This window comes from Chryseobacterium sp. LJ668, assembly GCF_019613955.1.
Taxonomy (GTDB): Bacteria; Bacteroidota; Bacteroidia; order Flavobacteriales; family Weeksellaceae; genus Chryseobacterium.
Genome location: NZ_CP080443.1, coordinates 2557086 through 2579343, shown reverse-complemented (window position 1 = coordinate 2579343; position 22258 = coordinate 2557086). Strand labels below are relative to the sequence as shown.

Genomic DNA, 22258 nt, shown 5'->3' with positions numbered 1-22258 from the left:
AACAAGAATAACATAACTTGAATGCCGGTATGTACAATTAAAATCAACTTAAAATCTTACTAATTCGTAAAATTAGGTCATCTATATCAAAGGGCTTTGGTATAAAATCGTTTGGGATACACTCATAAAAAACATCCTCCAGATCAGCGTGTGCACTCATAATAATGACAGGTAGATTTTCACTTTTTTTATCATTTTTAATTTCCCTGCATAGTTCGATGCCCGAACCGTCAGGTAACATTACATCAAAAAGAAATAGATCCGGTAAGATGCTTTTATCCCTATTGTTAAATTCTGCAACTGCTCCAAAAGATTGAACCAAAAATCCTTCAGTTGTTAATAATATCTCTAATGTATCGCGAATTCCAGGGTCGTCTTCTACTAAAAATATTTTTCTCATATTTTTGATTTAGCAATAAAGAAACCAATAATATATTTTCTGACTAACTTTTTGTCGATCTACTATTTTTTTTCATATCAAGTACTGCCTAAAGATTTACCATTGTCTGAAGTCAATTTTACAGATAGCCTATTATTACAATATACTTAAGTATCAACATCTCTAGCAAAAAATTACCACTAATATGTTGCTATAGGCACCAGTATCATACTTTTCCTCTCGGGTCGTCGATATGCATTTTCGAAATATCATAACGAACTCCCTCTCTATCCAGTATTCTCAGATTTTTTACAACGGTACTTAAAGCGGTTAAAAACGTTTCCGAATTTTCGTGATTTTCATAAGCGGCTTCATCTGCCCAACCTTCCAAAAGGTGAAAGGTATTTTCATCGGTCAGATCCTGTGAAAATGCATAGTAAATACAGCCTTCCAGTTTATTTGCAGCAATCATTTCGGGGATGACGGCATCAATAAATATTTGTCTGTCTTCCGAATGAACTTTGTAGTAAGCGCTGACCGTGATTCCTGTTGTTTGTGTTTTGTTGTGGCTGTTTGATGTTCCTGGTTTTATATTATTTTCCATTTTAATTTTTTAAAAATTGTAGTGATTTCTTATTTATAAAAAGTCACAAACTCTTCCATCGGTTTGCGTACTTTTTTATTCTTCAGATTCCAGTCATTTTCTTTGTCCCGATAGCCAACTACCAAAAGCATCGAACTTCTTAGTCCTTTTGAGTGCAAATCTAAAAGTTCGTCAAGAGCCAAAGGATCAAAACCTTCCATCGGTGTAGTATCGATTTCTAATGAAGCTGCTGCCGTAATTGCCAGACCCAATGCGATATTGGCCTGTTTTGCAGCGTGATGGAAATTCTCTTCAATGCTCATATTTCCGAAGAACTGTTTGGCAAAATGCCGTTGTCTTTCATAAGATGCAGATTCAGAATGTCGTTTTAAAACGAGATGATCAAAAACGTGGTCGATCCTTTCCTTTGTATATTCATCCCAAACGGCGAAAACCAACAGATGTGATGATTCGGTGACTACGGATTGATTCATAGCAATCGGTAAGATCTGTTCTTTGATTTCAGGGTTGTTGATAACGATTATCTCATAAGGCTGTAAACCAATGCCTGAAGGCGCCAAATGAGCAGCTTCCAAAATGGTATTGATTTTTTCATCTGCCACCTTTTCGCTCGTCATTCTTTTCGCCTCATACCGCCAGTTCAAAATGTCAATAATATTTTCCATTATTTATAATATTTTTAAAATCAGGATGAATGAATAAAATAATTCATCCTGATTTGAGTTTAAAAAAGTCCTAATTGTCCCAACATAATTGTTGCTGCTGTGTAACAATGAAATGATTTTATTTTTCCATTTTCGATTTTAAAAACGTCACAACAAGGCGTCTGCATTGTTTTTCCTGTAGCTTCAATCGTTCCGGAAGGCAATTGTAGCGAACCCTTGTGTGTTCCGTTCAGAGATAATTCCACAACGACCGTATTTTCATCTTCAAGGACATATAAGTCATATAATTCTCTGTGCATATCAGGAAAAGCTGTTGCATAAACATCGACCGTTTTACCGATGTCTTCCCCATAATATTTGGTTCCGGCAGAGACATCCCAGAAGTAGCCGTCTTCTGCGAACAGGTCAACAAATCCTTTTGTATCCTGAATTTCTGCGATTCTGTACAATTCACGGATCAATGTTTCGTTTTTTGAATTTGCGTTGATGATTGAAGATTTCATAATTGATAATTTTAAATGTTATTATTGAGTAGATTTTGATTGATTTTAATTTGAAGATTATTTTTTGCTGTCCACAAAAACATAGAGTTTAACCGCTTTTCCGTTCTCGAAGACGAAAAGATCCATTCCGGTTACTGCATCAGCTTTTTCCGGTGTTCCGTTTTGCCAGAATAGTCGTGCAATATTGTGATTGACATCAATCGCTTTAATGTGAGTGAATTTGGATCCGGGCGCTTTTCTCTGCAGATCTTCCACAAAACCGTTGATCTCTTTAAACCCTTTTGCAATGAAATGACTGTCTACCATTTCGATGTTATCTGCATAAACTTTTTTCATCAAAGCTTCACGTTTCTTCAGATCACTTTCATTCCAAATGGCAAGGTGTGTTTCAACTAATGAAAGGATTTCTGATTCTGACAGAGTTTTTGAACTAATTTCTGATTTTGATGAATGAACATCTTTTGGTGACCAAAGAACTGTAGTAGGTTTATTTTTTTCGTAACCTTTTCCGTTGGGATAGGAAACCAGTTCCATTTTTGCGCCCCAAGGTGTTAAGAAATAAACCCAGGTTTCGCCTTCTGTATCGCCGGACGGCATTAGAAATGGGTCACCCAAAAACTGTACGTCTTTACTTTTTAAAAATGTTACACTTTGCTTGATGTCATCAGTGTAAAAAGCGATGTGGCTTGCACCAAGATCATCACCGCCAGGGAATTGTTTGCTGCCTTTATTATCCTGATATTGGAATAATTCGATATTGGCACCCGTTCCGGCTTTTACCATTTTGATGGTTACCGCACCAGTTCCGGACTGCATATGATTGTTCTTTTTCCAAACATCATCTAAAGGAATCGGTCCTAATGTCGTAACCGCAGAAAAGCCTAAAACATCTGTAAAGAAGTTAACTGCCTGATCCATATCCGGAACATTGATTCCAACATGATCCACTCCAAGAATTCCTGCTTTCTGTTGTGCGCCAAGACTAGAAACTGAAGCTGATACCAATAATGCGCTTGCCATTGCAGTTGCTTTGATTTGTTTTTTTAAATTGCTCATCTTATTTGATTTTTTTGTTGTTATTTGATAAAGCAAATTTCTACCATTTGACGGCCTTCTTCCATTGACAAAAGCTTGAAAAAAAAACAAACAAATGTCAATGAAATTAAATCTTATTGAAAAAAAACGATCATTTTAAATTCAACAAAAACCAAAAACAAAAAAGGGTTGAAGTAAAAATTCTTCAACCCTTTTTAATTCTTTAGAAAGTAATTAATCGTTATATTTTGCCAGCCATTTAGCTTTAAGTTCAGCTCTGGCATTGATAAATTCGAGATCTGTTCCTTGCGCAACAGCGTCCAGCGGAAAGCGTAGAGGACGGGAACCTTGTTTCATCTGTATCAATTCCAGAATTCCGTCTGCAATCGTTTGAGGATCCATATTGAACTCTTTCATCTTACCGAATAAGGCGGAACCAATGGCATTGAACTGCTCTGTCGCCACAGGATCATAAAGACTTGCAATTTCAGGTTTATCTGCATTTACTCCGGTTTTTTGACCCGTGTTTATTTCGGTCGGATAAACGCCGGGTTGGATAGAAACGTTTTCAATATTAAATTGTTTGAGTTCATCCTGCAGACCTTCCGTTATACTTTCCACACCAAACTTCGATGCAAAATAGGGAATCATAAAAGGCGATGTATGGGCGCTTGCCCCTGAACTAATATTGATAATCAAACCACTTTTCTGCTCACGCATCGATGGCAATACCGCTTGATAAGTTCGGATAACGCCGTAAAAATTAACCTCAAACATCTGACGTATTTTGTCAAGACTATATGCTTCCAGTAATCCAAAACCGGAAACTGCGGCGTTGTTGATCAGCACATCTATTTTTCCAAATTTCTCTAATGTTTCGGCAAAAGCATTGGTTACCGATTGGTCGTCTGTGACATCGATTTCAATGACGTGAATATTGTGTATTGCTTCCAGTTCTTTTGCCGCTGCTTCATTTTTACCGGTCACGCCACGCATTCCTGCAATGACGGTATAGCCTGCTTTAGCAAGTGTTGTTGCGGTTAATTTCCCAAATCCTGTACTTGTTCCTGTGATAAAAATTGTCTTGTTCATCTTTTTAAATTTTGATTGTTATTTAATAAGACAAAATTGGAACAACAGGACGTTATATTCCATTGATAAAAGCTTGAAAAAATTCCAAACAAATGTCAATGAAATAAATTTATTATTTCTTAACCTTATTTCTACGTAGTCTGGTAAGGGTTTCCGGCGTGATGCCAATATAGGAAGCAATCATATGCTGAGGGATTCGGTTGACGATATTAGGATATTTCAAAAGAAAATTATCATATTTTTCCTCTGCGGTAAAGCTGATATTGGCTAAGATTCTGCCTTGCGAAACAATAAAACTTTTCTGAATAAGCTGATTGACCAACTGATTAAGCTGTGGAATTTCTAAACATAATTTTTCAAAATCAGGTTTTTCGATTAAGATTAATTCAGTAGGTTCTATTGCATCAATATTCAAACGAGAGGGTGTTCCGTTTGTCAGACTTTCACGGTCGCCGGTCCAGTAATTATCGGGCGCAAAATTGATGATGTGTTCTGTACCATTCTCAGCAATGGAGAAAGTTTTCACCAATCCTCTACAGATAAACGCATTGTAATGCCAGACCTCGCCTTCCTGCGAGAGAAATTGTTTTTTGCGAAGCTTTTTCTCTTTGCAGACCGATTGTATCAATTCTAATTCGGTGTTGGAAAGTTCAATTTTATCGGTAAGGTATTTTTGGAAAATTTCGAACATCTATTTCATGCTTATAGTGCAAATTTAGAAATTTAAAAGGATAAATTTATTTAAACTTAAATCTAAAATAACTGCTGCATTAGAAATTATAATCATCTCATTACCTGAATTTTCGTGGGACTGTAACCAAACTGTTTTTTGAAAACATAAGAAAAATGAGAAAGGTCTTCAAAACCCAGATCAACAAAAATGTCTGATGCAGATTTGCCTTCTTTAAGAAGAAAATGAGCTTCTTTCAAACGTTTCTGTAAAATCCATTTGTGTGGCGAAGTTTGAAAAACTTTTTCAAAATCACGTTTGAATGTCGCGAGACTTCTTCCCGTCAGATATGCGAAACGGTCGAGATTGACATTGTAGCGGTAATTTTGATTCATAAACGCTTCCAAATCAATTTTGAAAGGTTCGGAAAAATCAAAAAGAATATTTTTCAGTTCTGGTTGCGACTGTAATAAAATCAAAAGAAGTTCCTTTATTTTTAAATCTATTAAGGATTGATTTTTCAAATCACTTTCAAGAATCATTTTTAAAGAAGTCATAAAATTCTGAAGAACTCCATTTACTTTGATTGGAATGAGAGGTTTTGTGGTAATTGAATGTTCAGCTTTCAATTGATATTCTTTTGAAAAATTAGTTAAATTCTCATCACTCAAATAGACATTCATACTTTCAAAAACACCATTTTCAGGTGGAATTTTGACAAACTTCACCAATTGGTTTTTTCTGATCAAATTAAAATCTCCTGAATTTGCCTTGTAATTTTCTTTATCATCTGCTAATACAAAACTACCCGAAATGTCATACGAAAGCGTATGTTTCGGAACAAAATTTTCGCCCTTTCTGCTCACATCGTGATGACAGGAATAGACAATATCAGGAGTTTCTATTTTATTGCTCATAGCGAAAATAAAAGCGCCTACTCAATATCGGAATAAAGTCAATATGTAGTTGTTAGATCTTATTACTTTTGGTTTCACTAATATTGTAATTACTCAAAAAAAATCTAACATTCTTTGAAAATCATTGAGCAAATATTTCAATATCTCTTCGGTTACAGGTACAAGACAAGCACAGCCAAAGAACGACTTACTACTCCATTGCTGATTGTTCTTAATTTTTAAAATTAAATTGCAATGGACAAAAACTAAAAAAAATTATTTGATAAACAGGCGTTTTGCAATTCTTGCTTAATTTGGCTCAATCGAACCAAATCATCGATAAAAGTGTTTGAAGATACGCTCGTCTTGGTCACCAACAGCCAAATGGCGCCACTTTAAGACAAGTGGCGCCATTTTTTTTTATTTTTAAATCCAGAATAATCCAAATTAAGATTTACAAATTTTAATATGAGCCTTTCCCAAATCCATATTTAAAATTTAAATATTAATATGCCGAAGAATCACCTTTACTCTCAAACTTCAAGTGACGGAACCTACCATTATCCCGCAATAATTCAACATCATATCCGCTTTTCTCATTCAGATAAATTTTGATTTCAGCATTCTTGAGTTGACCGGACATCAGATGTCCTGCAAATGTTCTGTCGTCAGAAATAAAATGAAAATGAAACGGAGACAAATCCACATTACTTAACAAAGAAGGTGTGAAATAGCCCACCATTGTTCCATTTATATTTTCTGATTTATACTGAGGTCTTGCTTTCATCAATGTTGCAAGTTCGGTAGTGTCGGTAGGAGAAATAGGGTCTGCTCCACCCACTGTAATGTCAGACCACTTAGCTTCTATCTTTATGGCGTACGGTAAATTTTGAGTGGACAGCATTGGTAGAATTTTTTCCTGCAATTCCTCAAAAGTTCCTGTAAAATTGATTGTTTTAACCAAATCTGCTTTGAAAAATGTGAGCGAGGTAAAAGGCGATTTCAAATTTTCCGAAGCTACTTCCACTTTTCCTGATGGCGGAATACGATAGATAATTCCGTCTAATGCAATCAGTTCTCCATTGAGATGATTGAATGTTCCCAGTCCAAAATCTCCGTGGCCTTTTAATTCTTTTACGGTATGCGTTCCTTCGTAAATACCTCGTCGCATCGCATCAATCGTAGAATAATGCCACATTCTTTCGTTTGGAGCGCTTTTTTTGTTAGCGGTTTTGATTTGTTTTACAGTACACGAAACCAAAGGCACTAATGCAACCAGCAAAGCGAGTTTTAAAAATATTTTTTTCATAATAATTTTGTAATGTTTGTTAGAATTAATTTAGATTCAAAATTATTTTTTCTCGTAATAATTGTCTTTCCCTTCAATCCAGTCTGTTCTGGAAGGAGTGAAGAAATCAATATCAATCGTATCGTCTTCCAAAGCGGTGAAACTGTGGGGTACATTGGGTGGAATGATAATTCCGTCACCCGCTTTTACGATATATTCTTTGTCCAGAATTTTCACTTTTACACTACCTTTTGTGATTAGAGAGTACTGCTCATTGATATGTTGATGCGTTGGAACGACTGCGCCTTTTTTGTAGGTAAAATAACCGATGGTTCCCTGTTCTCCGGAAATCATTCCACGGGTCAAAAGTTCATTCACGGGTTTTGAAGGCAATTTTTTTAATGTAAATGTCTGTACATTTTGTGCCGATAACATTGTTGCTGTAAGACTTGCTAAGCTTAAAACTATTTTTTTCATTTTATTAATTTTTTGATTTAAATCTTAATCCTGAAAACTTTAAAAGGCTTTTTGAATTCTTCTTTTCCATTATGAAACCAAGGCATCAGCTGAATCTGCGAATTGGAAATGTATAAATAACCATCATCAGAAATGCTGTAACTGTCTGGCCAAATCAGTTTATCTTTATCCTGAACAATGGTTTGCATTTTTAAATCCGGTGTGATTTTAACGATTGAACTTTTCTCCAAATCTCCAAAATAAAGGTTTCCTTTTTTGTCGAAAATCATACCGTCTGTTGTGATGAATTTGCCCAAATCTTCTACATTTTTCTCTAAAACAGTTTCAGGCGTTTTGAAATCTCTCAGCAAATCGGTTTTAATTCTGTACAAACGGTTATCACTTAAAGGTTTATAATAAATATATTGATTATCAGGCGTTAACGCAATCCCGTCAGAATTTACTTTTAAGAGAGAACCATCGCCTTTTTTAAGCTCGGTTCCCAACGGTGAAAAATGATAATTCGGGTCAGATTTTACCGATAGAGAATTCACTAAAACCAGTCTAGATTCTCCGCTGTTGATATTTAAAACAACAATTCCGCCCGTATTTGAATTGGTCAAATACGCAAAACCATTTTGATTATCAACACGAATATCATTGATGTAAACATCTTCACCCACCACATTTTCAAGAAATCTGTAGATTTTCTCAATTTTATTTGTGGCTAAGTTGATTTTTAAGACCTTCGCACTGTGCTGATACATTTTTCCAAGACCGATTCCCGCCGCATCTACTACCCAAAGAAACCCTTTATCATCGGTCACTACAGACTGTACCGTTACAAATTTATTTTGTCCGTCCTCACCTTTTTTAAAGCTGTTCCATTCTGCATTGGGATACGGAACAGGTTTTCCATCTTTGATTTCCACAACAGAATAGCTGTGATTGTCTAACCAATACGGATAATTCACGAAAACCCTGTTGTCTTTTGCAACTGCGACACCCGTTAATTGATACGTGCTATCAGCAAAAACTTCTTCCAACTTCGCATTTTTATCAGTTAAAATTCCGTCTCCAGGTTTACCGGAATTTTGATTGGGCGATTTATTACAGGCAATCAGCGAAAGCATCGTAATACCTATCATTGTTAAATTTTTAAAGCTCATTTCTTTAATTTTTATCATTAATAGAATTATAATGTCACTACGATTTTACCAACCGTTCTTCCCGTTTCCTGTTCAAGATGAGCTTCTCTCATTTGTTCAAAAGGAAAAGTTTTTGAAACGTGTGGTTTGATGGCTCCGATTTCCAAAAGATGAGCGATTTGTTTCATATCCTCGCCATTGGACTGTACCAAAATAAAATAACCTTTCACGCCTTTTGCTTCTGCTTTTGCCGTTACTTCTTCATTCAATCCGGTCGGAATACTGATAATGGAACCGCCTTCCTTCGTCACTTCCAGAGAATGGTCGATATTTTCTCCGCCAATGGTATCTAAGACGAAATCGAAAGTTCTTCCTGCCGATTTCCAATCAAAACCTTGATAATCGATGTGCGAATCGGCACCTAAACTCAAGACAAAATCTTTGTTTTTTGCGGAAGAAGTTCCGGTAACATTGGCACCCAAATGCTTCGCCAACTGCACCGCGATATGTCCAACGCCTCCGGAAGCTGCGTGCACCAAAACATTTTGACCCTTCTGAATATTGGCATTATGAACCAAAGCCTGATAAGCCGTAAGCGCCACCAAAGTACTTGCTGAAGCCTCTTCAAAGGAAATATTTTTTGGTTTTAAAGCCAATTGATTTGCCGGAGCTGTTACAAATTCTGCATACGCTTTTCCGTGTCCCGGAAAATTGACTATTCCGAAAACTTCATCGCCAACTTTGAAAGTTTCACTTTTACTTTCTTCCACAATTCCGGAAATATCCCAACCCAAAATCAATGGATTTTCTTCTTTGATTCTTCCGTAAACTCCTTTTCCCTGACGGCTTTTTACATCCACCGGATTGATGCTGATGGCTTTTACTTTTACCAAAACTTCTCCGTCTTTGATGCTTGGTTTTTCCAATTCAACGTATTCTAAATTTTCTACGTTTCCTGCTGTTTTTAAAACAATTGCTTTCATACTATCTTATTTAATATTAATTTTTAATCTAATTTCTTGTTGGTTTTGCTCCTATTTTCAGTTTATAAATCGTGACCGGAAATTTTACTTTATTTACCCCTTTTTGAAATGCCGAAAGACGATTCAATTGACCAGTTGGAATCCATAAATAGCCGTTATCATCAATCCATAAAGCGTCTGCCCAAAGCAATCTTTCATCTTTGATGACCAGACTTTCCTTTCCGTCAGGACTAATTTTTATGATTTGTTTGAGATTGACATCGCTAACGTAGATGTTTCCGTCTGCATCGATGGCAGTTCCGCCTGTTGATGGGGTGTTGTAGAATAATGAAACCTTTGATTCCAGTTCCGTTTCACTGATTTTGGGATTATTCAGATATTGTGTTTCCACTTTCCAAAGCGGTCCGCTTGCAGGCTGAAAATAAAGCCATTTTCCATCGGGCGAAATTTCTAATTGGTCTGCGTGAATTCTGACTTCATTTCCACCATTGTCTTTCATAATCTCTCCCTCAGCTTTTATCGGAATATTGTCAACCGTGGAGTGATATTTTTCCAGAACCCTTCTTCCCTTTCCTGTCGTTTTATCCAAAATAATTAACGCCGGTTCTCCTGCATCCGTGAGATAAATTGTATTACCCGAAATTCTCAAATCATCGATAAATGTGGAAGCTTTTGAAACTTGAGCTAAAGGAATAATTTGAACAATTTTATTGGTTTTAAGATTGATTGAAACTAATTTTGAAGCATTTCCAGCCAAAGGATTTTGTCCCATCGCCGGCGTTCCGGTATCTACAACCCAAAGCAATCCGTCTGGTCCTATTCTGAGAGAATTGGTTCTTACAAACTTTTCATTCACGTCGGCTCCCGCTTTCCAGTTGTTCCAGTTTTCATTGGGATAAGGAATTACTTTTCCGTTTTTCAACACTTCTCCGATTCTCATTCCGTTATCGCCTTCGATTCTTGGAAAATTGACAAATATTCTTCCATCTTTGCTGGTGGTAACGCCATTCCAAACGGCATTGGAAACTGCCACTTTTTGTAGTTGCGCATTTACCGGATTTAAAAGTGATAAAAATAGGCTCACTGCAAGTATTTTTGTTTTCATAATAATTTAATTTATCTGTTTCAATCATTTTGATCGGACAAATTTAGAATGAATCACCACCAATAAATAGCTCATTTCAGCGAAAGAATAGCACAGATTTCCTGAAATGAAAAATCCTCCCTTGAGTCAGGAGGATTAGTTGATGTTTGTAAAGATTTACATTAAATGGTATAAAACGATTTGGGCACATAAGAATAACCTTCCTCCGTTTTTTGAATAAAACCTAAACCCGGAAAAGGCAAATGGTCGCCAAAGAATAATTGTTTGTTTGATGATAATTTTTCCAATATCTGTTGACGGGTTTTAATACCTAATTCAAAGTCAGAATCAATCTGATTTCCCCATTCCGGATGCTCCACCAATAAAATATGCTGAAAAGTATCTGCGATATGAATCAACTCTTCTCCGTCGGATGAAATTGTAATTAAAGTATGTCCCGGAGTGTGTCCCGGTGCATTTTCAAGTTTTAAAAATCCGAATAATTCTGCCTCATCGTCGTAAAACTGAATCTCAGAATCAATCATTGCAAGATGATGTTTGGCGAACTGAATTTCAAAATCTGCAATAGCGTCCTGTGTTCCTTTTGAAAAATCAGGGTGTTCGGCAGTCCAAAAATCGTATTCTTTTTTTGAAAGATAAATTTTCGCATTAGGGAAAGCCAAAGAATCGTCTGCTTTTACAATTCCGCCAATGTGGTCGGGATGAGCGTGAGTGAGAACGATATCCGTAATATCTTCGGGCTCAATTCCGGCTAAAATCAGATTTTCTATTAATTCTCCACTGCTTGGACCTAATTTCTGTCCGCATCCGGTATCAATTAAAATAATTTTATCTTCTTTCATTACTAAAAGAACATTTCCTGCCAAAGTAAGTTTTTCGGTAGATAAAAAACGTTGTTTCAGGAAACTTTCAACTTCGGCTTGTTCTATATTTGGAGCAAAAGTCGGCTGGATATTTTCTATCACAGATTCTCCATCTGTGAAAATAAAGACCTGTAACTTGCCCAATGGAAATGTAAAATATCCTGAATTTTTAATGTCGTGCATTGTATTCATTTTTTTATAAATTTGTTGATACAAAATTAAAGTAAGTAACTATCCAAAACATATTACTATCTTTTTTGATAGCACTATTATTTAGGATATTAAATAAAATAGTATGGCTAAAGCTTCAGATAATATTGAGAAAAAAGACTGTCAGGAAATTATGCTTCCGATTAAAGATGCTTTGGAAATTTTGAAAGGAAAATGGAAATTACCAATCATTGTTTCGTTGTCTTTTGGGAGTAAAAGATTTAAAGAAATATCCCGTGAAATTTCCGGAATTACTGACCGTGTTCTATCCAAGGAACTCAAAGAATTAGAAATCAATTATTTACTGACAAGAACTGTCCACGATACTTTCCCACCAACCGTGGAATACGAAATTACAGAACACGGCCTATCGCTGGAAAAAGTAATTATGGAACTCAAAGACTGGGGCGTGGAGCATCGTAAAAAAGTTATTGGAAATTAAAAGTTAAAACATAGAAAATCCTCCAATCAATGAAAGGAGGATTTGATTATTTATTAAATATATATGACTAATTCAAATTCATATTTCTGAATTCCAGAGGTTTCATTCCCGTCTGTTTTTTGAACAATCTGGTAAAATACGAAGCATTTTCAAAACCTAATTCATAGGCAATTTCTGTAATGCCTTTTTCCTTCAGTCTTAAAAGATTTTTGGCTTCGGAAATTAGAAAAATATGAATCAGTTCCATCGCAGTTTTTCCTGTTTCCTGTTTCAATAAATCACTCAAATACCGTGGCGAAACAAAAAGCTGGTCGGCCAAGTGTGCTACATTCGGAAGTCCGTTTTTTTCCAACTGCCCTTCACTGATGTATTTTTTCAAAGCATCATTGAACTTAGAAGCAGTTTTCCCCGTCACTTGTGCACGATCTATAAATTGTCTTTTATAAAAACGTTGCGCATATTTCAGAATAGATGAAATGTGACTGAGAATAATCTCACGACTGTATTCATCAGGATTATTGAAATATTCGCCTTTGATTTTTTCGTGAAGTTCCAAAATAATCTGCTCTTCTTTTGGCGAAAGATGCAACGCTTCGGTCACTTCATAATCAAAAAAGCTGTACTTCTCTATTTCTTTGAAAAGCTCGTGACCATTGAGATAATCCTCGTGAATCATTAGCATATAGCCCGTCTCTTCAAATTCCAAATCATTCATTTCGATGATTTGGCGAGGTTTTGCGAAAAACATACTGCCGTTGTTGTGGTCGTAGGGCGTTCTGCCATACATAAAAACGCCGGATTTTATTTTCTTGAAAGCAATCACGTAACAATCTGTCGTGAATTCCCGATTTCCCAAAGTGCATTCTGACTGACAGCCAATCATACTGAAAAGCGGATGTTCAGGAGCGCTCCAGGTATTGCCCAAATGCAGTTCGGTCAAAGTTTTATAATGTTGCATTGGATTTTAATTTTAATCTAATTTAAATAATATCTGAATTTTATCTTTAAAAATCTAAGTCTTATTTTTCAAGATATTCTAAACTTAATGTCCGTGCGCCGAGGTACTCACTTCTTTCCAGTTTTCAATATCTTCCAAACGCTTTTTATAGACTTCATTGACAACGTGATAAGCAATTTTACCGAACAATAATCTCTGTGGAGGATTTTGATTATCAATAAGATCCAAAATAGGTTCTACCGTAGCTTCTGGTTTTCCCCAAGTATCGGGATTATCTCCGCTTTTTGCAAACGCTGCACGCACCGGATTGTAGTCCGCAATATCTGAAGAAGTTTGAACTGCTGATGCTCCGGCCCAATCTGTTGCAAAACCGTTCGGTTCAATCAAAGTGGTTTTAATTCCGAAATGAGCAGTTTCACTTCCCAAAGTTTCGATCAAACCTTCCACAGCAAATTTTGAAGCGTTGTACAATCCTAAAAGCGGTAAAGTCGTTAATCCCAAAAAGCTTGAAACCTGAATGATATGACCGCTTTTTTGCTTTCTCATTATCGGTAAAACTGCCTGTGCCACCCAAAGTGAACCGAAGAAGTTAGTTTCCATTTGGTCTCTCGCTTGTTGTTCAGTAGTCTCTTCCGTCGTTCCGAATAATCCGAATCCTGCATTATTAATCAAAACATCAATTTTTCCGAAATGTTTTTCGATTTTTTCTACTGTTTCAAAAACTTCTGAACGGTTGTTGACATCCAATTGTAAAGGCAAAATCTGGTCGCCATATTCTGACTTCAAGTCATCCAAAGCAGAAATATTTCTTGCAGTTCCTGCTACTTTATCGCCTCTTTTCAACAGTGCTTCTGCCCATAGTTTTCCAAATCCTTTTGATGCGCCTGTTATAAAAATTACTTTGCTCATTGTTTTATTTTTTAGTGTTATTTTATAAGACAAAGTTAGTCTCAGCGTAAAAATTTGGGTAGTCCGTTTCAGCTGAATAATAGCACAAAATGACGTTGGCAATATTTTTTTAAATTTTAAATAAAAAAAGCCCTTTGATTTTCATCAAAAGACTTCCAACTTAAACTAAACTAAACTAAACTAAAAACTGTATTAAATCGCCTGCGCCAAAGGAAAATCAATCGGAATCTGCGTATTGGCAAAAACATAATTGGTAAAACTTCTCAAAGCAATCAAGGCTGTCAAATCAATCAACGCTTTTTCATCATAACCAGCTTCGAAGAAATTTTGTAATTCAGAATCGTCGGCTGAACCTTTACTTTCGGCAATTGACTTCGCTAATTTTATGACTGAATTTAATTTATCATCTGAATATTGTGCTTTTCTGATGGCAATGGTTTCCTCTTCTGTAAATCCTCTCATTTTAGCAATCGTTGTGTGGGCTGCCAGACAGTAATCACAATCGTTGACCTGCGAAACAATCAGATTGATGGCTTCTCTTTCTTTTGCCGTAAACGATGAATTGTGAGAAAGTGTTACTTCGGTTTCCAGCATTGCTTTTAATGCTGACGAAGAATAGCCGATTGTGGCATAAAGATTCGGGATTTTACCCATTTTTTTCTCAACGGATTCAAGAATAGTTTGGGATTCTGCTGAAAGTTGTTCTTTGCCTGGAACTGTAATTGTTTTCATTTTTTTTGATTTAATGTTAATTATTATTTATTCAATTAATTTTTTATTCGAAAGCTACATCCAAAATATCGATGGTTACCAAACTGAAATCTGTATTGTAAGAGTTGTCTGAATCGTTCAGAACGTAGATATTTCTTTTGGTTCCGGTATTCACGCCATTGAAATTTTTATAATCCTCAATAATTTGTGTGGCAGACGAACCTCCCAAAACTTCCGGCCAGTAATCGTGGCGTTTCAATAATCCATTTTCATTGAAATAGAATATTTGATGTTTGCTGTGTGTCGCAAAACCTTCGGGATAAATCACTTCTAATCTGTCCAAAATTTCGCCGTTTTCATTCCAGGAATCAAGTTGGTTAATTTCAACGCTAGGAATCAGAAAATTGAATGGTGTTGTGGTGTAATTCCACGTTGCATAGCTGGAAAAATAAATCAGTTGAGCTCTCGTCCAAGGTGTTTCTACTGTATGACCTTCGAAAGATTCTCTCGGATTATTTAAATCTTCAATCAAAGTTCCGTTGTCATCAAAAAGCTGAACTTTATTGGGTTCAAAAGTAGATTTGTAACCTTCTTTGAAAATGTTTTTCCAGCTGCTTTTCTGTTCAGTCAGAGAACCTTCGAAGATGACATTCTGCAATGGATTTTCATAACCTTTCATTCCCCAAACCACACCACCAATATTGGTGCTAATTTTTACATTTTGAAATTTTGAAGCACTTTCTCCACCGTGTGCTTTCATTATTTTGTTTATTAATTCCTGTGTTGAAGTATTCATTGTCTTAATTTTTTATTGTTAATAATGATTGTCAATTGTTTCATTTTGTTGAGACAAAGTTCGGTCAACCACTCCCCGACTTCCTTGCCCATTTGAGCGGAAGAATAGCACAGAATCACGAAATATATTTTTATTTAAAATAAAACAGACACAACGAACTGCTGGACAAATAAAACCTCTCAAATTGAAGTTGATTTCATAGTCCAAATAACAGAAAACGCCACTTAATTATAAGTAGCGTTTGTGTTTTATGGGTAGAACCACTAAATGCAATTAAAATGCTTTACTTGATGGTTAAAATTAATTTAATCAATCCATTATAAAATCCTTCAAGATCTGGTAGTCAAAATAATTTTTATAATCTTTTGGACAGTAACATATTTAAAAGATTTATAGGAACAGCACTAATGCATTAACACAATAGATTGTTTTAAGAAATGATTAATGTATCCGCTTGCCAATTCTGGATATTGATGATGCGGTCCGTGCCCAGCGTCATTCATAATAATATGTTGCATTGCTGGTGCATTTTTCAATAATGGAAACCAGTTTTCGGTGGCAAAGCTGATATCGTGGTCACCTGAAATAATCAGAACTGCCGTTTTCAAGGTTCTATAGCCATTACGGAAGTTTAATTTATCTTCTTTAAATGGAGTAGAACCCGCGAAATATCTTTGGAAAAGCTCCGGTGTTGAAGGAATTAATGACTTATCCAACCGTTCAGCTATTCTATCGTGTGATTCTCTGGCTGCCTGTCTGCTTTTTTCTGAAGAGGGCTCGAAGAACAGATAATATTCGTCCTCCAAATCATTTTCTGACTTCAAAGCGTGTTCAAAAAATACAGGTTCTATAGGAATTTCATTCACTCCCGGAGGATTGGTTCCAATTAAAACAGTTTTCAAAACACGGTGTGGATTTTGGAATGTTACAGATTGCGTTACCAACCCGCCGTAAGACCAACCCAAAACGTTGAATTTATCAATTTCCAAATAATCTGCCAACGCAGGAACAGTTTTAGCCACTTCCAAAACGTCTAATGGCAACTCACCTTCCGAGCTTCCAATTCCAGGATAATCAAAAAGAATCACTGTATTTTTTTCTGCCAAAGCATCCACAAATAATGGATCCCAGGTGTCGATAATTCCTCTGAATCTGTTGATGAAAAATAATGGCGTTCCGTTTCCGAACGTACGGTAAGCGATTTTGTTTCCATTGATTTCTGCAAATTGAGTCTCTGCGTTGGATGATGTTTTCATAGTATTGATTTTAATATTAGAATTTTAAAGTTTTTTACTTTAATGATTATTCAAAGTTGTTTAAAAATTGATTGGCTTGGCTGACAAACATTTCGGGATATTGGAAGAATGAGCCGTGTGCCGAATCTGGATAGTAAGAAAGTACTGCGTTCGGAATACTTTTGAATATTTCGTATGAAGTATCAGAATCCATCATCTCGTCATTACTTCCCTGAATAATAAGAACAGGATGTTTAATTTCAGAAATATTAATGTCTGACGTTTTTCCCCAATCCGTAATTGCTTTTGCCTGTGCCATTACTGATTTTTCAGCGGTGTCTTTATCTCTGTCTTTTGATCTTTCAAACAAACGCTGCAGGGTTTCTTTTCCTTTGGAAAGGCTTTTTTCAGATTTTGTAAAAAAGATGTACAAGAACAATTCAGACGGACTCAATTGTGACCCCCGCCCAATCAAATCATAAAATTCCTCCAATACTTTTGCGCCTTGCGGTGCTGTTCCGACCATAACGATTTTTCTAACCATCTCACTGTACTGAACGCCCAGATATTGCGCTATAAATCCTCCAAGAGAAAAACCCAGAACATCAAATTTTTCAATTCCTAAAGCTTTTATAAATTTAATGGCATCTTTTGTCATCTCCAGAACATTGTCAGGAGTTTTGCCATCGCTGTTTCCTACACCTTTATTGTCGAAAATAATCACTTCTCTGTCCTGTGCCAAACCATTGGCAATGATAGGATCCCAATTATCCAAAGTTCCGGTAAAGTGCTGAAAACCTATGATTGGAATACCTGTATTTTTTCCAAATCTACGGTAAGCATAGTTGGTTCCGTTTACATTGATGTACTGTGTTGGTGCGTTTACTGCTAAATTTTCTAAAGTTCCCATAATCTATTTTTTTTAATTTTTATTCTGTAATAAAATTCTCTTCTAATAATCAGTTTAATTTTTTTTTACTGTTATTTGATAGGTCAAAGTTAGTATCCAACTGTATGTAATGGATTGTCCGTTTCAGCGGATTTGTAGCACAAAATGACGGAAATATCTTTTTAAAATTTTTAGGATTAATTATAAAGAAGACTTGAATACATCAAATCAGAGAAATGTATAAGTGTTTCCCTATAATCATCAAATCATCTACAGCGGTTTGAAAGAAATTTGTACTCAGAAATATTAAATCATTTATTATGAAAAAGACAGTATTAATAACAGGGGCATCATCAGGATTCGGAAAAGCATCTGTGAAATTGTTTCAAAACCAAGGCTGGAATGTCATTGCCGCAATGCGTTCTCCGGAAAAAGAAGAAGAATTAAAGAATATCGAAAATCTGCTTTTGGTAAAACTGGATGTTACAGATTCTTCCAGCATTAAAAATGCAGTTGAACAGGGAATTGAAAAGTTTAAAACAATTGATGTTCTCATCAACAGCGCGGGTTACGGTTTGATGGGCGTTTTTGAATCTTCGGATGAATCTCAGATTCAAAAGCAATTTGAGGTCAATGTTTTTGGTTTGATGAATATGATCAAGGTCGTCTTACCGGCGATGAGAAAACAAAAAAGCGGCGTTATCATCAACATTTCATCTTTCGGAGGTGTTACAGCGGGACCGTTTGCAAGTTTATACAACAGTTCAAAATTTGCCGTTGAAGGTTTTTCTGAAGCGTTGCATTTTGAATTGTCATCTTTTGGAATTTCCGTTAAAATTGTGGAACCGGGAAGCGTTGCAACCAATTTCAGAAACGGAATGGAGATGATTCAGAATACGATTGAAGATTACAATACCGAATTGGCAGCTTTCATCCCAAAGTTTACAAAACGGACGGAACATTTAGCCAAAGCGACTACAGAAGAAGTGGCGGAAACAATTTTTGAAGCTGCGACCGACAATCAATCCAAATTGAGATACCCTATTGGAGACGATGCAAAGTTCTATATCGATTTGAAAAACAAGAATTCAGAAGAGGATTTTTTAAGACTGATGCACGAGTAATGCCTTAATAATATTTAACTTTATCATTACAAATTCCAAGAAAATGCCGGAATCATTCATCAACATTTATTCGATTGCAGACCTTCATCAATATTACAGTCTTGAAAGTCCGAAACATCCTATGGTTACTGTAATCGACCTTACAAAAATAAAGAGAAAAGATGTGGATTTTGCGCATCATTTTTATCATCTGAGTTTGTATACGGTTGTTTACAAAAAATTCCACGGCAGCTTGAAATATGGTCGTTCAGATTATGATTTTCAGGAAGGCGCTTTGATGTTCACTGCACCAGACCAGGTAATGCAACCAAGTTCTGATACTGAAATTGATGAAGGTTGGTTTCTGGCGTTTCATCCGGATTTTATTTATGGTTCCGAATTGGGTAAAAAGATTCGGAACTATACTTTTTTTGACTACGGAAGCAATGAAGCACTGCACGTTTCTGATGAGGAAAAGAAGACGCTTGTGACGATAATTTCTACCATCGAAGCAGAATATTCTAAAAACATCGACCGCCATACACAAGGTTTGATTTTAAATAATATTGAGCTACTCCTCAACTATTGTGATCGTTTCTACGAAAGGCAGTTTTTTACAAGGTCAAAGGTGAGCAGCGATATTCTTCAGAATTTTGAACAATTGCTTAATCAGTATTTTGATGATGCTAATCTGATTGACAAAGGGATTCCCGAAGTGAAATATTTCGCAGAAAACCTTCATCTTTCATCTAATTATTTATCTGACCTTCTCACCAAATATTCCGGGAAAACAACGATTGAACATATTCATCTCAAGTTGGTTGAGAAAGCAAAAAACTTGTTGCTTGGAACTTCAAAATCCATCAGTGAAATTGCGTATGAGCTCGGATTTGAACATCCTTCTCATTTCTCGAAAATATTCAAAACGAAGACAGGATTATCGCCACTTCATTTCAGGAAAAATTAGAAATTATTAATTTTATCAAATAGTCTTAAACCTTCTCAATTTTCGTCGGACTGTACCCAAACTGCTTTTTGAAAACATAAGAAAAATGCGAAAGGTCTTCAAAACCCAAATCGACAAAAATATCCGATGCAGATTTACCTTCTTTCATAAGGAAATGTGCTTCATTCAACCGTTTTTGAAGAATCCATTTGTGGGGCGAAGTTTGAAATACTTTTTCAAAATCACGCTTGAAAGTGGCAAGACTTCTTCCCGTCAAATAAGCGAAACGCTCGAGATTAACATTGTAGCGGTAGTTTTGGTTCATAAACGCTTCCAAATCAATTTTAAATGGCTCTGAGAAATCGAAAAGGATATTTTTCAGTTCGGGTTTCGTTTGCAGTAAAATTAGAAGAAGTTCTTTTATTTTTAAATCTATTAAAGATTGGTTTTTGAAATCGCTTTCAAGAATTGTTTTTAATGAAGTCATAAAATTCTGAAGGACTGCATTGACCTCTATTGGAATAAGAGGTTTAGTAGCAACAGAATGTTCTGCTTCTAAATGATATTCTTTTGAAAAATTGATTAAATTTTCATCACTCAAATAAATGTTCATACTTTCAAAAACACCGTTTTCAGGTGGAATCTTGACAAATTTAACCAATTGGTTTTTTCTGATTAAATTGAAATCCCCAGGATTCGCCGTAAAATTTTCTTTGTCATCTGCCAACACAAAACTACCCGAAATCTGATACGAAAGCGTGTGTTTCGGAACAAAATTTTCGCCCTTTCTGCTCACTTCGTGGTAGCAGGAATAAACTATATCTGGTGTTTCCATCTTGTAATGATTATTAAAAGAAAAGCGTTATCTGTGGCGATAACGCTTTATCAAATTTACAAATTATTATTTCAGAATGGCTTTTGGTTCAAGATAAGCTTCCAAACCGTAAGCACCATATTCTCTTCCGATTCCCGATTGTTTGAAACCACCGAACGGCACCAACGGGTCGTGACTGAAACCATTTACACAGATTCTTCCCGCATCAATCTGAGAAGCAACACGCATTGCTCTATCTTCGTCCGCTGAACTGATGTAAGCCGCCAAACCATAAGGCGAATCGTTTGCAATTTTTATCGCTTCTTCTTCGGTTTTGTAAGGAATAATGGATAAAACGGGACCGAAAATCTCTTCCTGTGCGATTCTCATTTTGTTGTTGACATTGGTAAAAATGGTTGCTTTTACAAAGTTTCCTTTTTCCAAACCTTCGGGTTTTCCTTCGCCACCTGCAAGTAAAGTTGCGCCTTCTTCCAAACCTATTTTAATATAATTTTGAACTCTGTCGAATTGCTTTACGCTGACCATCGGACCAATATTGGTGTTTTCATTCTGAGGTAAGCCAACTACCATCTTTTCAGCAACTGTTTTGGCAATTGCATTGACTTCATTGAGTTTATTTTCCGGAACTAAAAGTCTTGTCGGAGCAATGCACGCCTGAGCACTGTTCATATAAGCACCGTAAACTGCCATCGGAATTGCTTTTTCCAAATCTGCATCGTCGAGAATAATGTTTGGAGATTTTCCTCCCAATTCCAAAGTGACCCGTTTCATTGTATCAACTGCCGTTTTTGCAATCAGTTTTCCGACTGCCGTGGAACCTGTGAAGGAGATTTTGGAAACATCTGGATTGCCGGTTAATTCTGTTCCAACAATATTTCCCAAACCTGTTACAAAATTGATAATGCCTTTCGGCAAACCTGCATCGTGGAAAGCTTCCATCAAAACCTGTGTCTGCAAAGCGCTCATTTCGCTCGGTTTGATGACAACGGTACATCCAGCGGCAATGGCTGTTGCTACTTTGCTGCAAACCGAACTGTTGCTGGCATTCCAAGGTGTGATGATTCCGACTACACCGACGGGTTGTAATTTTACCAATGAAGAATTGATTGTTTTTTCGAATTTATAGGTGTTAAGAACTTCAATCATACTGTCGAACCAAGCGCCCGTATATTTGTTGCTCATTGTGACGAATTGATGAGTGCCGCCGTATTCTTCAATCATTATATCGATGAAATCCTGCTGTCTTTTTTCAACTGCTACTTTTAGTTTTGTTAAATAATCGATTCGTTCAGTCACTGTTGATTTAGAAAATGTTTTAAAAGCTTCTTTGGCGGCAGCGATTGCATTTTTCGTGTCGGTTTCGTCAGCCAATGTCACTTCGCCAATCTTTTGATTATTGGAAGGATTGATAAGGTCAAAAATTTCTGTTCCGTGAGGCGTTACAAATTCGCCGTTGATGTAAACTTTATTTACTGTTTTCATTTTGATGATTTTAATGAAACAAATTTAGGACGATGATTTGTCTTTAACTTTGTAG

At 36.1% G+C, this 22258-nt stretch carries 25 protein-coding genes; 3 read left to right on the top strand and 22 right to left on the bottom strand.

Annotated features, from left to right (window positions below; all coding sequences use genetic code 11):
- Nucleotides 1–43: 43 nt before the first annotated feature.
- The 14 genes from K0U91_RS12040 to K0U91_RS11975 form a co-directional block, all read right to left on the bottom strand.
- A complete protein-coding gene (locus tag K0U91_RS12040; RefSeq protein ID WP_220179811.1) occupies nt 44–400 on the bottom strand; it encodes a response regulator transcription factor in 357 nt (118 codons plus the stop codon).
- Between the two features lie 205 nt (nt 401–605).
- A complete protein-coding gene (locus K0U91_RS12035) occupies nt 606–983 on the bottom strand; it encodes a putative quinol monooxygenase (RefSeq protein WP_220179810.1) in 378 nt (125 codons plus the stop codon).
- A gap of 29 nt (nt 984–1012) precedes the next feature.
- Entirely contained in the window at nt 1013–1648 is a 636-nt protein-coding gene (locus K0U91_RS12030; RefSeq protein WP_220179809.1) for a nitroreductase family protein, read from the bottom strand.
- A gap of 59 nt (nt 1649–1707) precedes the next feature.
- Entirely contained in the window at nt 1708–2151 is a 444-nt protein-coding gene (locus K0U91_RS12025) for a nuclear transport factor 2 family protein (RefSeq protein WP_220179808.1), read from the bottom strand.
- A gap of 57 nt (nt 2152–2208) precedes the next feature.
- A complete protein-coding gene (locus K0U91_RS12020) occupies nt 2209–3207 on the bottom strand; it encodes a VOC family protein (protein ID WP_220179807.1) in 999 nt (332 codons plus the stop codon).
- A gap of 213 nt (nt 3208–3420) precedes the next feature.
- Nucleotides 3421–4278: an SDR family oxidoreductase gene (locus K0U91_RS12015; RefSeq protein WP_220179806.1), complete on the bottom strand. Its 858-nt coding sequence runs from the start codon at nt 4276–4278 to the stop codon at nt 3421–3423.
- 112 nt (nt 4279–4390) lie between these two features.
- On the bottom strand, nt 4391–4969 hold the full coding sequence (locus tag K0U91_RS12010) for a Crp/Fnr family transcriptional regulator (protein ID WP_220179805.1): 579 nt from the start codon (nt 4967–4969) through the stop codon (nt 4391–4393).
- Between the two features lie 92 nt (nt 4970–5061).
- The gene (locus tag K0U91_RS12005; RefSeq protein ID WP_220179804.1) at nt 5062–5865 is read right to left on the bottom strand and encodes a helix-turn-helix domain-containing protein; all 804 of its coding nucleotides are present in this window, start codon (nt 5863–5865) and stop codon (nt 5062–5064) included.
- Between the two features lie 484 nt (nt 5866–6349).
- Nucleotides 6350–7153 (bottom strand): acetolactate decarboxylase, encoded by an 804-nt coding sequence (locus tag K0U91_RS12000; protein ID WP_220179803.1) that lies wholly within the window; start codon nt 7151–7153, stop codon nt 6350–6352.
- A gap of 42 nt (nt 7154–7195) precedes the next feature.
- The gene (locus K0U91_RS11995; protein ID WP_079466188.1) at nt 7196–7609 is read right to left on the bottom strand and encodes a cupin domain-containing protein; all 414 of its coding nucleotides are present in this window, start codon (nt 7607–7609) and stop codon (nt 7196–7198) included.
- A gap of 17 nt (nt 7610–7626) precedes the next feature.
- Nucleotides 7627–8736, bottom strand: a complete 1110-nt coding sequence (locus K0U91_RS11990) for an L-dopachrome tautomerase-related protein (protein WP_220571805.1) — start codon at nt 8734–8736, stop codon at nt 7627–7629.
- Between the two features lie 47 nt (nt 8737–8783).
- On the bottom strand, nt 8784–9719 hold the full coding sequence (locus K0U91_RS11985) for an NADP-dependent oxidoreductase (RefSeq protein ID WP_220179801.1): 936 nt from the start codon (nt 9717–9719) through the stop codon (nt 8784–8786).
- 28 nt (nt 9720–9747) lie between these two features.
- Complete coding sequence (locus K0U91_RS11980) at nt 9748–10824, bottom strand: L-dopachrome tautomerase-related protein (protein ID WP_220179800.1); 1077 nt, start codon at nt 10822–10824, stop codon at nt 9748–9750.
- 161 nt (nt 10825–10985) lie between these two features.
- On the bottom strand, nt 10986–11870 hold the full coding sequence (locus K0U91_RS11975; RefSeq protein WP_220571804.1) for an MBL fold metallo-hydrolase: 885 nt from the start codon (nt 11868–11870) through the stop codon (nt 10986–10988).
- A gap of 112 nt (nt 11871–11982) precedes the next feature.
- Here K0U91_RS11975 and K0U91_RS11970 point away from each other — a divergent pair, with 112 nt between their 5' ends.
- Nucleotides 11983–12339, top strand: a complete 357-nt coding sequence (locus tag K0U91_RS11970) for a winged helix-turn-helix transcriptional regulator (protein WP_220179798.1) — start codon at nt 11983–11985, stop codon at nt 12337–12339.
- Nucleotides 12340–12406: 67 nt separating this feature from the next.
- Here the strand turns inward: K0U91_RS11970 and K0U91_RS11965 are convergent, their stop codons facing one another.
- From K0U91_RS11965 to K0U91_RS11940, 6 genes are all read right to left on the bottom strand, one after another.
- A complete protein-coding gene (locus tag K0U91_RS11965; RefSeq protein ID WP_220179797.1) occupies nt 12407–13297 on the bottom strand; it encodes a helix-turn-helix domain-containing protein in 891 nt (296 codons plus the stop codon).
- 84 nt (nt 13298–13381) lie between these two features.
- Nucleotides 13382–14206, bottom strand: coding sequence for an SDR family NAD(P)-dependent oxidoreductase (locus K0U91_RS11960; protein WP_220179796.1), 825 nt, complete (start codon nt 14204–14206; stop codon nt 13382–13384).
- Nucleotides 14207–14398: 192 nt separating this feature from the next.
- Complete coding sequence (locus K0U91_RS11955; protein WP_220179795.1) at nt 14399–14938, bottom strand: carboxymuconolactone decarboxylase family protein; 540 nt, start codon at nt 14936–14938, stop codon at nt 14399–14401.
- 43 nt (nt 14939–14981) lie between these two features.
- Nucleotides 14982–15713, bottom strand: coding sequence for a hypothetical protein (locus K0U91_RS11950; RefSeq protein ID WP_220179794.1), 732 nt, complete (start codon nt 15711–15713; stop codon nt 14982–14984).
- Nucleotides 15714–16117: 404 nt separating this feature from the next.
- Nucleotides 16118–16969 (bottom strand): alpha/beta fold hydrolase, encoded by an 852-nt coding sequence (locus K0U91_RS11945; protein WP_220179793.1) that lies wholly within the window; start codon nt 16967–16969, stop codon nt 16118–16120.
- Between the two features lie 46 nt (nt 16970–17015).
- Nucleotides 17016–17858, bottom strand: a complete 843-nt coding sequence (locus tag K0U91_RS11940; RefSeq protein ID WP_220179792.1) for an alpha/beta fold hydrolase — start codon at nt 17856–17858, stop codon at nt 17016–17018.
- A gap of 299 nt (nt 17859–18157) precedes the next feature.
- Between K0U91_RS11940 and K0U91_RS11935 the strand changes: the two genes are divergently transcribed.
- Both K0U91_RS11935 and K0U91_RS11930 read left to right on the top strand, forming a co-directional pair.
- The gene (locus tag K0U91_RS11935; RefSeq protein WP_220179791.1) at nt 18158–18961 is read left to right on the top strand and encodes an SDR family oxidoreductase; all 804 of its coding nucleotides are present in this window, start codon (nt 18158–18160) and stop codon (nt 18959–18961) included.
- A gap of 43 nt (nt 18962–19004) precedes the next feature.
- On the top strand, nt 19005–19907 hold the full coding sequence (locus K0U91_RS11930; protein WP_220179790.1) for a helix-turn-helix domain-containing protein: 903 nt from the start codon (nt 19005–19007) through the stop codon (nt 19905–19907).
- Between the two features lie 25 nt (nt 19908–19932).
- Here K0U91_RS11930 and K0U91_RS11925 read toward each other — a convergent pair whose 3' ends face one another.
- Nucleotides 19933–20721 carry a helix-turn-helix domain-containing protein gene (locus tag K0U91_RS11925; protein WP_220179789.1) on the bottom strand — a complete coding sequence of 263 codons (789 nt, stop codon included), beginning with the start codon at nt 20719–20721 and terminating at the stop codon, nt 19933–19935.
- A 66-nt stretch (nt 20722–20787) separates the two neighbouring features.
- A complete protein-coding gene (locus tag K0U91_RS11920) occupies nt 20788–22203 on the bottom strand; it encodes an aldehyde dehydrogenase family protein (protein WP_220179788.1) in 1416 nt (471 codons plus the stop codon).
- Nucleotides 22204–22258 lie beyond the last annotated feature (55 nt).